Genomic DNA, 13,462 nt, shown 5'->3' with positions numbered 1-13,462 from the left:
ATGCGGCAGACGCTCTCCAACATCTACCGGCTCGGCATCAAGGAATTGTGGAGCCTGTGGCGCGATCCGATCATGCTCGTGCTGATCGTCTTCACCTTCACCTTCGCCGTCTACAGTTCGGCGTCGTCGATGCCCGAAACGATGAACAATGCCGCGATCGCCATTGTCGACGAGGATCATTCGCCGCTCTCGCAGCGCATCGTCTCGGCATTCTATCCGCCGCAGTTCAGCCCGCCCGAAATGATCACGCCGGCGCAGATGGACGCGGGGATGGATGCGGGCATCTATACCTTCGTGCTGCACATCCCCGCCGAGTTTCAGGCCGACGTGCTGGCGAATCGCGGCGCGGAGATCCAGCTCAACACCGATGCGACGCGCATGTCGCAGGCCTTTGCCGGCAGCGGCTATATCCAGCAGATCGTGCTCGGCGAAGTCGCGACCTTTCTGGGCTCGGGCAGCGACGCCGCGTCGCGCGTGCGGCTCGAGGAACGCGCGCGATTCAACCCCACGCTCGACAAGAGCTGGTTCGGCAGCCTGTCGCAGATCATCAACCAGATCACGATGCTGTCGATCATCCTCACCGGCGCGGCGCTGATCCGCGAGCGCGAGCACGGCACGATCGAGCATCTGCTGGTGATGCCGGTGACGCCCGCCGAGATCATGATCTCCAAGATCTGGTCGATGGGGATGGTGGTGCTGGTCGCTTCGGCGCTGTCGCTCAACCTCGTCGCGCGCGGGCTGCTCGGCGTCCCCGTCGCCGGGTCGCTGCCGCTGTTCTTCACCGGAGCGGCGCTTGTCCTGTTCGCGACGACCTCGCTCGGCATCTTCATGGCCACGCTGTCGCGCAACATGCCGCAATTCGGGATGCTGGTGGTGCTGGTGCTGCTGCCGCTCCAGATGCTCTCCGGCGGGACGACCCCGCGCGAGAACATGCCGGAGTTCGTGCAGACCGTCATGCTCGCCGCGCCGACCACGCATTTCGTCGAACTGGGCCAGGCGATATTGTTCCGCGGCGCGGGGCTCGATGTTGTCTGGCCGCAATTGCTCGCCAGCGCCGCCATCGGCGCGCTGTTCTTCGCGATCGCGCTGGGGCGTTTCCGCAAGATGATCGCCAATGGCTGATGATTCGCGGCGGACGAGCGCCGCCGGGAGCAGCCATGCACAGCGCCGCTTCACACGCGCAGGCGACAGGCCTTCATAAATTTGCGGAGCGTTCGGGACGAAGCTCGCACTCGGCCCCCGCACTCAAGCAGTCGAAGGCGGTAGCGCATAAAGAATGGCGGAGAGGGTGGGATTCGAACCCACGTTACGGTTGCCCGTAAACCGCATTTCGAGTGCGGCGCATTCGACCTCTCTGCCACCTCTCCGCGAAGCGGTAGCGCGTGCGATTCGCCTGGCAAATCAAACGCGCCGGTCGTTGGAGGGCGGGCCATTAGCCCGAAGCGGGACGGTCCGCAAGCCCCGGCGCTTGTGCCCGGGCGGGAAATGCCTAGATTAAGGACATGACCCGCGTTTTTACCACGGGCGATTCGCTCGAAACGGGCGTTCCCATGCCGCCAGTCGCGCATGCGCGTTTTTCGATCGGCGATGTCGTGCGGCATCGGCTCTTCGATTTCCGCGGCGTGATCTTCGACGTCGATCCGGTCTTTGCCAATACCGAGGAATGGTATGAGGCGATCCCGGAAGATGCCCGCCCGGCAAAGGATCAGCCTTTCTATCACATCCTCGCCGAAAACCCGGATTCGGCTTATGTCGCCTATGTCAGCCAGCAGAATCTGGAAGTCGACGGCAGCGACGAACCCGTGGAGCACCCCGCGATCAGCGGACTGTTCGATCACTTTGCCGGCGGCCGCTATCAGCTCAAGCGCGTCCATCGCCACTGAGGCGATGATATCGACCTAAATTCGCGGCACGGACGGTTGACTTAACCGCCCCGTTCGCTTACCCGCCCCCTTCCTCCTGCGGAGACCCATGTCTTCGCGGGCACATGCAGTTTGAAGAAGAGAAAAACCGATGTTCGCAGTGGTGCGCACGGGCGGCAAGCAGTATCGCGTTGCCGCGGGAGACAAGATCGTGGTCGAGAAGCTCGACGGTGAGGCCGGTTCGTCGGTCACGCTGGACGATGTGCTGCTCGCCGGCGAAGGCAGCGACCTGAAGCCGACCGACGGCCTGACCGTCTCGGCCGAAATCATCGCGCAGGCCAAGGGCGAGAAGGTGATCGTCTTCAAGAAGCGTCGTCGCCACAATTATCGCCGCAAGAACGGCCATCGCCAGCAGCACACGATCCTGAAGATCACTGCGATCGGCGAAGCGAAGAAGAAGGCTGCCGCCAAGAAGAAGGCCGACGCCGCGCCGGAAGCCGAAGCTCCGGCCGCCGAAGCCTGAGCCGCAACTGAGATCTGAGGAGTAGTCACTCATGGCACATAAGAAAGCAGGCGGCTCGTCGCGTAACGGTCGCGATTCGGAATCCAAGCGCCTTGGCGTGAAGAAGTTCGGTGGTGAAGCCGTCATCGCCGGCAACATTCTCGTGCGTCAGCGCGGCACCAAATTCTATCCGGGCACGAACGTCGGTATCGGCAAGGACCATACCCTGTTCGCGCTCACCGACGGCCGTGTCTCGTTCAAGCAGGGCAAGCTTGGCCGCAAATTCATTTCGGTAGACGCGATGGCGGAAGCCGCCGAGTAACATCGGGCGACCAACCGGGTTGCCCACCAGGGCAGACCCGGGTTCGACAGCCGAACCAGACCGAAAAAAGGGAGACGGGTCCGCCCCGGTCTCCCTTTTTTCATGCTCCCTCCCCTGCGGACTGCAACCGGCGCGTCACGGCGATGCGTCATGGGCGGCCGCAAACGACTGAGGAGAGTCGGCATGTTCGTGCGTACGCAGAGACTGATGTTGCGGCCCGGCTGGATCGAGGATGCGCCGGAACTCGCCCGCGCGATTGGGCATGAAAGCGTGGTGAAGAACATCTCGCGTGCGCCCTGGCCCTATGCGCTTGGCGATGCGGAGGAATTTCTGGCGGGCTGGACCGATCCGATGGTCAGCCGCTTCCTGATCCTCGCGCATGAAAATGCCGGAGTGCGGATCGTCGGCATGATCGGCGTAGAACCGCTCGAAGGCGCGATGCATGAGCTGGGCTATTGGATCACCCCCGATGCCTGGGGCCGCGGCTATGCGACCGAGGCGGGGCGCGGCGTGCTCGCCGCCGTCCGCGCGATGGGCGTGCGCCACATCGAAGCCGGCCATTTCCTCGACAATCCCGCATCGGGCAAGGTGCTGCGCAAGCTGGGGTTCAAGGCAACGGGCGAAGTCCGGCAGATCCATTCGCGCGGACGCGGCACCGAAGCCCCCTGCGCGCGCTACACGCTCGATATGGCTGCGGAAAAGGCGACGGGAGACGATCCCGACGACGTTCGAATGGCGGCGTGACGGCTTAACGCCCGAGCGCCGCCGCCAGTTCGTCGCGAAGCAGGGCAACCAGCTTCGCGGCGGGCATCGATCGTGCGAGCGGCGCGCCCTGCCCCGCCCATTGCGCGCCGAATCCGGTTTCGCCCTGCGTCTTTGCTGCCGCGTTGAGCGCCTTGCCCGCGTCATAGGCGCGCGGATAATCGGGCGGGCTCGCACCGCTTATCGCCGCCGCCAGCGCCGTGAACCGATTGGGCAGCGCCCGCGCGGGCCTGCCGGAGATCAGCGACGTCATTTGCGTATGCGCGGCGCCGGGCCCGGCAAGCGCTTCGCGATAGGCCGCATCCGCCGATGATTCGGGGCAGCCGACAAAGGCCGTGCCGAGCTGCGCGGCCACTGCGCCGAGCGACAGCGCGGCGGCAATCCCCGCCCCGTCCATGATCCCGCCCGCGGCGATGACGGGCAGTGCCCCCTGCCGCACCAGCAGCCGCGTCAGCGCCATCGTGCCCCGCGCATCGTCACGCGCGTCGGGATCGAAGACGCCGCGATGTCCCCCGGCCTCAATACCCTGCGCGACGACCATGTCGATCCCGGCATCGGCGACGGCGCGCGCCTCCTGGGGGCTGGTCGCGCAGGCGAGCAGGCAGATGCCAGCGCGCTTGAGCGCCGCGATCGCCTCGGCCGGCGGCAGGCCGAAATGGAAGCTGACAATCGGTGGACGCAGCGCGAGCAGCATTTTCAGCATCGCCGGGTCGTCGACGAAGCTGGTATAAATGGTGCGCAACCTTTCCGGCGGCTCGGCGCCGAACTCGGCGAATATCGGGCGCAGCGTCTCGCGCCACGCGGCTTCGCGCCCGCTATCCTCGGCGGGCGCGGCATGGGCGAACAGATTGACGTTGAACGGCCGGTCGGTGCGCGCCCGCAGTTCGGCGATCATCCGCCCCGCACCCTCGGCATCGGCGGCGCCGACTCCGATCGATCCCAGCCCACCCGCGTTCGATACGGCGGCAGCCAGCTCCGGCGTTGAAACACCCGCCATCGGCGCCTGCACCAGCGGCACCGTCAGCCCAAATCCGTCGCGCAAATCCATCGCCGCGCTATCTGGCGCGGCGTGGACGGCGCCGCAAGCGCGAACGTTCAGGCCGCGGCCGTATCCGGCAGCACCGCGTCTGCATAATCGCTTTCGGCCTTGCCGATCAGCGTGCGATCGTCGTGATTCCAGGGGTGGAAGCCGGGCATGAAGAAAGCGAGCCACTGGCCCAGAATCTTGCGCCCCATGCCGGGATTGCCGAACGCGTACCAGAAGAGCCGCCACGCAACGCGCGGACCGGTGAGCCCGTCCTGTCGCAGCAGTTCGAGCATGCCGCGCTTGCGCCCGCGCACGAAGCGGTACGTGGTGTGCAGCATGACGATCGACTTGACCTTCCACCGCTGCCAACGGCTCCAGTCGCGCGTCGCGTGCAGCCAGGTGTCGTAGGCGACGCCCTTATGCTCGATCTCCTCGAGCGCGTGCCAGCGCCACAGCCTGCCCGCCTCGGGATCGGCGCCCGCGAGGTGCTTCGGGTTCGCCAGCAATTCGTGCGCAAGGATCGCAGTGAAGTGCTCAAGGCACATCGTCGCGGCCAGGCTGGCGATTTCGGGACGCGACTTGGCGAGGTCGATCTGCTCCTGCACATCGGCCTCGAGCGAGCTGATATCATAGCCCTCGCCGGTCACATGCCGGTTGAACGCGACATGCTCGCGCGTGTGCATCACTTCCTGCTTGGTGAATGCGGCGATTTCGGCCTGCAGCCGCGGCGGCGTGCCTTCGCGGAACCTGCGAACACTGTCGATGAAAAACCCCTCCCCCTTCGGAAAGGTGACAGACAGCGCATTGTAGAAGGCCGTCGCAATCGGATCGCCGTTCAACCACCAGCGGCGCTGCGCGGTATCGCGGCCGAAGCGGCGGTCGCGCGGGGTGATCGTCAGATCGGCCGGAGTCTTTGCTTTCGGCACGCGTTTCCTCCAGAAAATAGCCGGTTGGGGAATTAGGCTTTACTTACATTCATGTCAATAGCGAGAAAGCGCCTGTCGCAGGAGGAATCGCGGGATGCCGCGCTCGAAGCCGCGCGCGCATTGCTGATCGAGGCGGGGCCGCAGGCGGTGACACTCAAGGCGGTGGCTGCGCGGATCGGGCGAACACATGCCAATCTGCTCCACCATTTCGGGTCGGCGGCGGGGCTGCAAAAGGCACTGGCGGAGAATATCGGCGAAAGCGTCACCGCGCGCGTGGGCGAGGCGATTCTGAGCGCCCGCGACGGCGATCGCAATCCGCGCGAAGTGGTCGACCTGACTTTCGACGCGTTCGACAAACAGGGCGCCGGCGCGCTGGCGAGCTGGATGATCCTGTCGGGTAATCGCGACGCGCTCGATCCCATTCTTGATTCGATCCACCGGCTGGTCGACATGATCGCGGCGGATCACCAGCATGACGGCGAAGCGCTGCAAAGGGAAACACTGCATCTGGTGCTGATGGCGCTGGGCGATGCGCTGCTCGGCGCACCGATGGCCGATGCGCTGGGACTGCCGCGCGGAACCGCGCGCGAACTCGCAACCGAAGCGCTGCTGGCCGCGCCGCTCCACCCGGACCCCTGATTTTTCGCTGTCCTACAAAGCCTGTTCTCATTACGTTCCGTAGAATCGTCAGCCTCCCGCGCGGGCGCACGCAGGCGCGCTCGCGCGCGCGTTACGTCGCGACACACTGCGAACTTGGCACGCATTTGCGCGGTTTTTTTGGAGAGCGGGATGGGACGGACGAATCGGCGGGAATGCATTCGAAGGTTCCATTCCTCCCCGAGCTTGTCTTGGGGAGAAGGACCGCCAGCCACAGGCCGGTGGTGGAGGGGCACTGCGCAACACCAGCGGCTATTCCCTCCGCTTCGCTCCGGGCCCCTCCACCATCGCTGCGCGATGGTCCCCCTCCCCGAGCCAGCTCGGGGAGGAATTGGAAAGTCCCACGCCCTCGAAGCCCTTTGGCCCCTAGCCCTTTGCCCCGTTCGCCCCTACATCGCGCGCCATGCATTTTCTGGATCAGGCGAAAATCTTTGTCCGTTCGGGCCATGGCGGCCCGGGCGCGGTCAGCTTTCGCCGTGAAAAATTCATCGAATATGGCGGCCCCGACGGCGGCGACGGCGGCAAGGGCGGCGACATCGTGTTCGAAGCCGTGCCCGGCCTCAATACGCTGATCGATTTCCGCTATACCCAGCATTTCCGCGCCCCGCGCGGCAAGGGCGGCGCCGGTGTCAACAGGACCGGCGCGGGCGGCAAGGATCTGGTGATCAAGGTGCCGGTGGGCACGCAGATCCTGGCCGATGACGAGGAGCGCAGCCTGCTGGTCGACATGACTCGCGTCGGCCAGCGCACCGTTTTCCTGCGCGGCGGCGACGGCGGGCGCGGCAATGCCAGCTACAAGAGCAGCACCAATCGCGCTCCGCGCCAGCACGGCACCGGATGGCCGGGCGAAGAAGCCTGGGTATGGCTGCGGCTGAAGCTGCTCGCCGATGCGGGCCTTGTCGGCCTGCCCAATGCCGGCAAATCGACGTTCATCAACGCCGTCACCAATGCCAAGGCGAAGGTCGGCGCCTATGCCTTCACCACCACGCGCCCGCAGCTCGGCGTGGTGAGCCACAAGGGCCGCGAATTCGTGATCGCCGACATTCCCGGCCTGATCGAAGGCGCCGCCGACGGCGTGGGGATCGGCGACCGTTTCCTGGGCCATGTCGAACGCTGCCGCGTGCTGCTGCACCTGATCGACGCCAATGGCGAGGATGTCGGCGAAGCATATCGCATCGTCCGCGACGAGCTTGCGGCTTATGGCGCGGGCCTGACGGAAAAACCGCAGGTAATCGCGCTCAACAAGACCGATTTGCTCGACGAGGAGCTGACCGAAGCGATTTCCGCGGAACTTCGTGAAGCCAGCGGCGCTGAGATAATACCGATCTCCGGCGCGACCGGCGCGGGAGTGGATGCGGTGCTCGATAAGCTGATCGAGTCCATCGGTCCGGCGGACTCGAGTCTGCCGGCCGACGAACAACCCAATGAAGAGGACGACGAACCGCGCCAATGGTCTCCGCTAGCATGATCGACAACGCCGAACGTTTCTCCCCTGCCCGCTGCCCGCGGCTGATCATCAAGGTCGGCTCGGCGCTGCTCGTCGGCGCGGACGACGAAGTCCGCCGCGAATGGCTGGAAACGCTCACCGCCGACATTGCCGAACGCATGCGCGCCGGCCAGCAGATCGCCGTGGTCAGTTCCGGCGCGATCGCGCTCGGCGCGCGGCGTCTGGGGTTGCCGGGCGGCGGCCGCAACAGCCTTGAAGACGCGCAGGCATCGGCCGCGCGCGGCCAGATCGCGCTGGCGCAGGTCTGGGCCGGCGTGCTCGACAACGAAAAGCTGCAGGCTGCGCAGGTGCTGGTGACGCTGGGCGATCTCGAGGACCGGCGGCGCTATCTCAACGCCTCGGCGACGCTCGACCGGCTGCTGTCGCTCGGCGTCATCCCGATCATCAACGAAAACGACACCGTCGCGACCGAGCGGATTCGCTTCGGCGACAATGACCGGCTGGCCGCGCGCGTGGCGCAGGCCGCCGAAGCCGACGGCGTTATTCTGCTTTCCGACATTGACGGGCTGTACGATTCCAATCCGCACAGCAATCCCGATGCCAAGCTGATCCCGGTGGTCGCCGAAATCGACGACAGGATCCAGGCGATGGCGGACGGCAAATCCTCTTCGGGCATGGGCTCGGGCGGTATGCTCTCCAAGATCGAGGCAGCCAAGATCGCCGCGGGCGCGGGCATCGATCTCGCCATCATCAGCGGCCATGACGATCATGCGCTCAAGCATTTCTTCGACACCGGCCACGGCACGGTCTTCCACGGCGAAGGCACGCACGGCGCGCGCAAGGCATGGCTGGCGGGCGGACTGACCGAAGAAGGCGTGATCACGATCGACAAGGGCGCGGTCGCCGCGCTGCAGAACGGCAAGAGCCTGCTTCCCGCCGGTGCATTGCGGATCGAAGGCGAGTTTTCGCGCGGCGATCTGGTGCTGATCCTCGATGCCAAGGGCAACAAGGTGGCACGTGGGCTCGTCGAATATGACTATTCCGACGCCTGCCGCATCGTTGGCCGGCGCAGCGAGGATGTGCAGGCCATTCTGGGCTACGCCCCGCGCTCGGCACTGGTGCATCGCAGCCATATGGCGGTGCTGTGATTGATCGTTCCCGCTCCATCCCCCTCCCTTCCAGGGAGGGGTTAGGGGTGGGTGCCGAACCGAAAGGTTCGGCTTCAACGTCGGTCGCGGCGCACGCCCCTGCGGGCCGTACACCCACCCCCAGCCCCTCCCTTACAGGGAGGGGAGAGTGAGCGTGCTCGCCCTTACCGGCGGCACGGGGTTCGTCGGCGGCAAGCTGATCGATCTGGCACTGGCGGCCGGCCATCAGGTCCGCGCGCTCACCCGGCGTGAACAGCCCGCGCGTGACGGCGTGATCTGGGTCTCCGGCGCGCTTTCGGACACCCGATCGCTCACCGGGCTGATGTCCGGCGCCGACGCAGTGATCCATGTTGCGGGCGTGGTGAACGCGCCCACCCGCGAAGGCTTCGTTCAGGGCAATATCGAAGGCGTGGCGAACATGATCGCCGCCGCGAAGGCCGCCGGCGTTACTCGCTTCGTCCATGTCTCCTCGCTCGCCGCGCGCGAGCCCGAACTCTCCACCTATGGCTGGTCGAAGGCAGAGGGCGACAAGCTGGTTCATGCCTCAGGTCTCGACTGGAGCATCGTCAGACCGCCCGCCATCTACGGCCCGGGCGATTTCGAAATGCTCGAATTGTTCAAGCTGGCGGCGAAGGGACTGGCGCTCACCCCGCCGGGCGGGCGCCTCTCGGTGATCGAAGTCGGCGATCTCGGTCGTCTGCTGCTTGCGCTGGCATTGGCTGACGGCATGGGCGGGATGACGTTCGACGCCGATGACGGCCGCGCGGACGGCTGGAGCCATGCCGAGTTCGCCAGGGCCATCGGGGTGGCGGTCGACCGGAAAGTGAAGGCGATCGGCCTCCCCCGCCCGATCATGATGCTCGCCGCGCGCGGCGACCGCCTGTTCCGCGGCGACAAGGCCAAGCTGACCCCCGACCGCGTCGATTATTTCTGCCATGAAGACTGGGTGATCGACGCAGAAAAGCGTCCCCCAGCGCAACTGTGGCGGCCGAAAGTCGCCACGCCGGAGGGGCTTGCGGGCACTGCGGCATGGTATCGCGCGCAGGGGCTGCTATAGGATTAGCTTTCTACGCCCAAAGGCCGCCGTAATTGCTTGGCACGGGCCGGTGAGAGGCATTTCAAGGAACTACAGTGAGCGACCGTCAGGAAGTTTTCGAAACCGTCAAGGCGCAGATCGAGCCGTTCAACAAGAAGGGCGTCGCGCTGACCGAGAGCACCACCTTTGCCGGCGATCTCGAATGGGACAGCCTGACCGTGATGGATTTCGTCGCGGCTATCGAGGATGAGTTCGATATTCTCATCACGATGAACATGCAGGCCGAGATCGAAACGGTCGGCCAGCTGGTCGATGCCGTGCAGAAGCTGAAGCAGGATTGATTCTGATCATCCCGTTCGTGTCGAGCGCAGGTTCGAGCTTGCCGAGAACCCAAGTCGAGACGCAGAGCCGGTTCTCGACACGCCATCTCGACAGGCTCGATGGCTACTCGACCCGAACGGTTGGAACTGAGAGCGAAATATGACCGAAGCCGCCCAGACCGCGCACCAGCTCCCGAACGAACCGGGTGACGTAGCGCCCGAGCGCGACCTTTTCTCCAAATTCGACGGGCTGATCGCCGAGCGCGAGGCGCTGCTCGCCAGCGGCGTGCGCGATCCCTTCGCGATCGTGATGGACGAAGTGAAGTCCCCTACCCTTGCCGTGATCAAGGGCAAGGAAACGATCCTGCTGGGCACCTATAATTACATGGGCATGACCTTCGACCCCGACGTCGTCGCGGCGGGCAAGAAGGCGCTCGACGAATTCGGATCGGGGACGACGGGCAGCCGCGTCCTCAACGGCACCTATCAGGGCCACAAGGAGTGCGAGGACGCGCTCAGGGAGTTTTACGGCACAAAGCACGCAATGGTGTTTTCGACCGGCTATCAGGCCAATCTCGGCATGATCTCCACCCTTGCGGGCAAGGGCGAATACATCATCCTCGATGCCGACAGCCATGCGTCGATCTATGACGGCTGTGCGATGGGCAATGCCGAAGTCGTGCGGTTCCGCCACAACAGCGTCGAGGATCTCGACAAGCGGCTGGGGCGCCTTCCCAAAGAGGCAGGCAAGCTCGTCGTGCTCGAGGGCGTCTACTCGATGGTCGGCGATGTTGCGCCGCTGCCCGAGATGGTGGCGGTGGCGAAGAAGCACGGCGCGATGATCCTGTGCGACGAAGCGCATGGCATGGGTTTTTTCGGCCCGAACGGGCGCGGCGTCTATGAGGAAATGGGCGTCGAGGACGATATCGATTTCGTCGTCGGCACCTTCTCCAAATCGGTCGGCACGGTCGGCGGCTTCTGCGTTTCGAACCATCCCAAGTTCGACGTGATGCGCCTCGTCTGTCGTCCCTATGTGTTCACCGCCTCGCTGCCGCCAAGCGTGGTCGCAACAGCCGCGACGTCGATCCGCAAGCTGATGCATGCAGGCGACAAGCGCGCGCATCTGTGGGAAAACAGCCGCCGCCTGCATGGCGGCCTGCGCGAAATGGGCTTCACCCTCGGCACCGAAACGCCGCAATCCGCGATCATCGCGGTCATCCTGAAGGACCAGACCCAGGCGGTGATGATGTGGCAGGCGCTGCTCGAAGGCGGTCTCTACGTCAACATGGCGCGCCCGCCGGCGACACCCGCGGGCACCTATCTGCTGCGCTGTTCGCTCTGCGCGGAGCATTCGAGCGAGCAGGTCGAGCAGATCCTGGAGATGTTTCGTGCGGCGGGTACTGCCGTAGGCGTGATCGGCTGATCCGAACAGGCGCTTTTCAGGCGAGTCGCGGGGCTCTAGAAGCGACTGGGTCATGAACGCAGCCGATGAAGCGAGCGCGGTTCCCGGAGTGAACTGGCGCCTGGGGATGCTGGCGGTTTTCACGCTGCTCGGCACGGGTATCTTCGTCGCTTTGCTCACGCTGCAGATGCGCAGCACCGAACAGCGCGACGTCGCCCTCGAGCGGCAGGCGCATACCTATGAAGTGATCATCCGCGCGACGACGCTGTCCGGCCAGATCGGTCGCGCCGAAGCCGCACTCGGCCGGTATGTGGTCAGCGGCGATCAACGGATCGGTCAGCAATATAGCGAAGCCTGGCGCAAGGCTGCCGATCAGATCGACCGGATTGACCGGATGGCCGGCGAGGACGCGGTGCAGCGCCGGCAGATCGCGCTGTTGCGAGATGCCTTTCGTGCACGCGGAGACGAACTGGCGGAAACATCGGCCTATTCTGTCCATCACCGCAATGCCGACGCGCTCGGAAAATTCTATGCTGTCAGCGAAAGCGATGCGCTGCAGGCGCTTACCGACCGGTTGCGCGGGATCATCGATTATCAGCGCGTGCAGCTGGCCGAACGGTCCGAAGCACTGGCCCGATCGAATGAGCATGCCGTCCAAGTGTCCCAGGTCCTCGCGGCCTTCGGTATTCTGATCGTGCTCGGCGCGATCATATTGGGCTGGTTGACCGTCCAGGCGATCAATGACCGCGCGGCAGCCGATGCCGATGCCACCGACGAACGCGTGCGGTCGGCCGAGCTGGAACAGGCAGTGTCCGTGGCCACGGAACGCCTCCGCGCCGAGGCGCGCGAACGCGAAGAGGCCGAAGCACAGCTTCGTCAGGCGCAGAAGATGGAAGCGGTCGGCCAACTGACAGGCGGTATCGCACACGATTTCAATAACATGCTGGCAGTTGTTCTGGGTGGTCTGGAACTTGCCAGGCGACATCTGCAGACCGGCGGCCGGGACGCGCAGCGGCATATCGAAAACGCGATGGAGGGCGCCAATCGCGCCGCCGCGCTCACACGGCGGCTGCTCGCCTTTTCCCGCTCGGAACCGGTCCTCCCGGAAGCGGTCGACCCCGACGCGCTGGTTTCGGGCATGTCCGACCTGCTCGATCGTACGCTGGGCGACGGCATCGCGATCGAAACGCGCCATGAAAACCGCGGCTGGTCAGTCTGGGTCGATCGTCACCAGCTGGAGAATGCGATCCTCAATCTCGCCGTCAACGCCCGCGACGCGATGGAAGGCCGCGGTTCGCTGACCGTAGCGACCGGCGGCGGTTCGCTTTCTGAGAACGAAGTCGGGCGCCTCGATGCAGGCGATTACGTCACTATCGCGGTCACGGACGACGGCGCCGGCATGCCCCCCGAAGTCCTTGACCGCGTCTTCGAGCCCTTTTTCACTACCAAGCCCGCGGGCAAGGGCACCGGGCTCGGACTCAGCCAGATCTTCGGCTTCGTGCGACAATCCGGGGGCGACGTCGCAATCCGAACGGCTCCGGGAGCGGGAACGACGGTGACGCTCTACCTGCCGCGATACGAGGGCGAAGCCACGCCGGCGGCCGTCGCGATCGACAGCGCCCCAGCCGCGGCCGAGCAGTCGCTCGCCATTCTCGTGGTCGAGGATGATCCACGCGTCCTTTCCGCGACCATCGGCGCGCTGACCGAGCTTGGCCACCGCCCGGTGGCCTGCGAGGATCCGCTGCGCGCGCCGGAACTTCTGGACCGGATGGAAGCGCTTGATCTCATCCTTTCGGACGTGCTGATGCCGGGCCAGACCGGGCCGGAAATGATCGCCGCGAACAGCGATCGCATCGGCGATGCGCCGATACTTTACGTTACCGGCTTCGCGGGCGAAATGGATGCAGCGGATTTCGAAGGCCACCCCGTCCTGCGCAAGCCGTTTACGCTCGCGAGTCTCCAGCATGCAATCGACGAGGCAACACGCGGTGCGGCGCCAGGCGGGCGCCGACACGAAGCGAAGCGATGACCCGGCGCGTCGCCCCCATCCC

The 13,462-nt window shown here is 65.3% G+C and carries 14 protein-coding genes and 1 tRNA gene; 12 read left to right on the top strand and 3 right to left on the bottom strand.

Annotation, left to right across the window (positions count from 1 at the left end):
- Positions 1-1,122, top strand: coding sequence for an ABC transporter permease (locus G5C33_RS08725; RefSeq protein WP_165326852.1), 1,122 nt, complete (start codon positions 1-3; stop codon positions 1,120-1,122).
- A 155-nt stretch (positions 1,123-1,277) separates the two neighbouring features.
- On the opposite strand, the gene G5C33_RS08720 is transcribed toward G5C33_RS08725, so the two are convergent.
- A tRNA-Ser gene (locus tag G5C33_RS08720) sits at positions 1,278-1,367 on the bottom strand.
- Between the two features lie 135 nt (positions 1,368-1,502).
- On the opposite strand from G5C33_RS08720, the gene hspQ reads away from it, so the two are divergent.
- The 4 genes from hspQ to G5C33_RS08700 all read left to right on the top strand — a co-directional run bounded on the left by hspQ (position 1,503) and on the right by G5C33_RS08700 (position 3,430).
- Positions 1,503-1,883: a heat shock protein HspQ gene (gene hspQ / locus G5C33_RS08715; RefSeq protein ID WP_165326851.1), complete on the top strand. Its 381-nt coding sequence runs from the start codon at positions 1,503-1,505 to the stop codon at positions 1,881-1,883.
- 130 nt (positions 1,884-2,013) lie between these two features.
- Entirely contained in the window at positions 2,014-2,385 is a 372-nt protein-coding gene (gene rplU, locus G5C33_RS08710) for a 50S ribosomal protein L21 (RefSeq protein WP_165326850.1), read from the top strand.
- A 31-nt stretch (positions 2,386-2,416) separates the two neighbouring features.
- Entirely contained in the window at positions 2,417-2,686 is a 270-nt protein-coding gene (gene rpmA / locus G5C33_RS08705) for a 50S ribosomal protein L27 (protein ID WP_165326849.1), read from the top strand.
- A gap of 183 nt (positions 2,687-2,869) precedes the next feature.
- Positions 2,870-3,430, top strand: coding sequence for a GNAT family N-acetyltransferase (locus G5C33_RS08700; protein ID WP_206518661.1), 561 nt, complete (start codon positions 2,870-2,872; stop codon positions 3,428-3,430).
- Positions 3,431-3,434: 4 nt separating this feature from the next.
- Here G5C33_RS08700 and G5C33_RS08695 read toward each other — a convergent pair whose 3' ends face one another.
- Entirely contained in the window at positions 3,435-4,496 is a 1,062-nt protein-coding gene (locus G5C33_RS08695) for an NAD(P)H-dependent flavin oxidoreductase (protein ID WP_165326848.1), read from the bottom strand.
- A 47-nt stretch (positions 4,497-4,543) separates the two neighbouring features.
- Entirely contained in the window at positions 4,544-5,401 is an 858-nt protein-coding gene (locus G5C33_RS08690; RefSeq protein WP_165326847.1) for a metal-dependent hydrolase, read from the bottom strand.
- A 51-nt stretch (positions 5,402-5,452) separates the two neighbouring features.
- Here G5C33_RS08690 and G5C33_RS08685 point away from each other — a divergent pair, with 51 nt between their 5' ends.
- From G5C33_RS08685 to G5C33_RS08655, 7 genes are all read left to right on the top strand, one after another.
- Positions 5,453-6,040 carry a TetR/AcrR family transcriptional regulator gene (locus G5C33_RS08685; protein ID WP_165326846.1) on the top strand — a complete coding sequence of 196 codons (588 nt, stop codon included), beginning with the start codon at positions 5,453-5,455 and terminating at the stop codon, positions 6,038-6,040.
- Positions 6,041-6,461: 421 nt separating this feature from the next.
- A complete protein-coding gene (gene obgE / locus G5C33_RS08680) occupies positions 6,462-7,526 on the top strand; it encodes a GTPase ObgE (RefSeq protein WP_165326845.1) in 1,065 nt (354 codons plus the stop codon).
- The gene (gene proB / locus G5C33_RS08675) at positions 7,523-8,653 is read left to right on the top strand and encodes a glutamate 5-kinase (protein WP_228275254.1); all 1,131 of its coding nucleotides are present in this window, start codon (positions 7,523-7,525) and stop codon (positions 8,651-8,653) included. Before obgE ends, proB begins: the two co-directional genes overlap by 4 nt.
- A 148-nt stretch (positions 8,654-8,801) precedes the next feature.
- Positions 8,802-9,710 carry an NAD-dependent epimerase/dehydratase family protein gene (locus tag G5C33_RS08670; protein ID WP_165326843.1) on the top strand — a complete coding sequence of 303 codons (909 nt, stop codon included), beginning with the start codon at positions 8,802-8,804 and terminating at the stop codon, positions 9,708-9,710.
- A 74-nt stretch (positions 9,711-9,784) separates the two neighbouring features.
- A complete protein-coding gene (locus G5C33_RS08665) occupies positions 9,785-10,030 on the top strand; it encodes an acyl carrier protein (RefSeq protein WP_165326842.1) in 246 nt (81 codons plus the stop codon).
- Between the two features lie 139 nt (positions 10,031-10,169).
- A complete protein-coding gene (spt, locus tag G5C33_RS08660) occupies positions 10,170-11,432 on the top strand; it encodes a serine palmitoyltransferase (protein WP_165326841.1) in 1,263 nt (420 codons plus the stop codon).
- Between the two features lie 52 nt (positions 11,433-11,484).
- Positions 11,485-13,440 carry an ATP-binding protein gene (locus tag G5C33_RS08655; protein ID WP_165326840.1) on the top strand — a complete coding sequence of 652 codons (1,956 nt, stop codon included), beginning with the start codon at positions 11,485-11,487 and terminating at the stop codon, positions 13,438-13,440.
- Positions 13,441-13,462 lie beyond the last annotated feature (22 nt).

The organism is Sphingosinithalassobacter tenebrarum (assembly GCF_011057975.1).
Lineage (GTDB): Bacteria > Pseudomonadota > Alphaproteobacteria > Sphingomonadales > Sphingomonadaceae > Sphingomonas > Sphingomonas tenebrarum.
Note: the sequence above shows the minus strand (reverse complement) of the source record. Positions and strands in the feature narration are given on the sequence as shown.

Coding starts and splice junctions, on each gene's coding strand:
- rpmA (WP_165326849.1), top strand. CDS start 2,417: ATGGCACATAAGAAAGCAGGCGGCTCGTCGCGTAACGGTCGCGATTCG.
- G5C33_RS08685 (WP_165326846.1), top strand. CDS start 5,453: ATGTCAATAGCGAGAAAGCGCCTGTCGCAGGAGGAATCGCGGGATGCC.
- hspQ (WP_165326851.1), top strand. CDS start 1,503: ATGACCCGCGTTTTTACCACGGGCGATTCGCTCGAAACGGGCGTTCCC.
- G5C33_RS08700 (WP_206518661.1), top strand. CDS start 2,870: ATGTTCGTGCGTACGCAGAGACTGATGTTGCGGCCCGGCTGGATCGAG.
- G5C33_RS08695 (WP_165326848.1), bottom strand. CDS start 4,496: ATGGATTTGCGCGACGGATTTGGGCTGACGGTGCCGCTGGTGCAGGCG.
- proB (WP_228275254.1), top strand. CDS start 7,523: ATGATCGACAACGCCGAACGTTTCTCCCCTGCCCGCTGCCCGCGGCTG.
- G5C33_RS08725 (WP_165326852.1), top strand. CDS start 1: ATGCGGCAGACGCTCTCCAACATCTACCGGCTCGGCATCAAGGAATTG.
- obgE (WP_165326845.1), top strand. CDS start 6,462: ATGCATTTTCTGGATCAGGCGAAAATCTTTGTCCGTTCGGGCCATGGC.
- spt (WP_165326841.1), top strand. CDS start 10,170: ATGACCGAAGCCGCCCAGACCGCGCACCAGCTCCCGAACGAACCGGGT.
- rplU (WP_165326850.1), top strand. CDS start 2,014: ATGTTCGCAGTGGTGCGCACGGGCGGCAAGCAGTATCGCGTTGCCGCG.
- G5C33_RS08655 (WP_165326840.1), top strand. CDS start 11,485: ATGAACGCAGCCGATGAAGCGAGCGCGGTTCCCGGAGTGAACTGGCGC.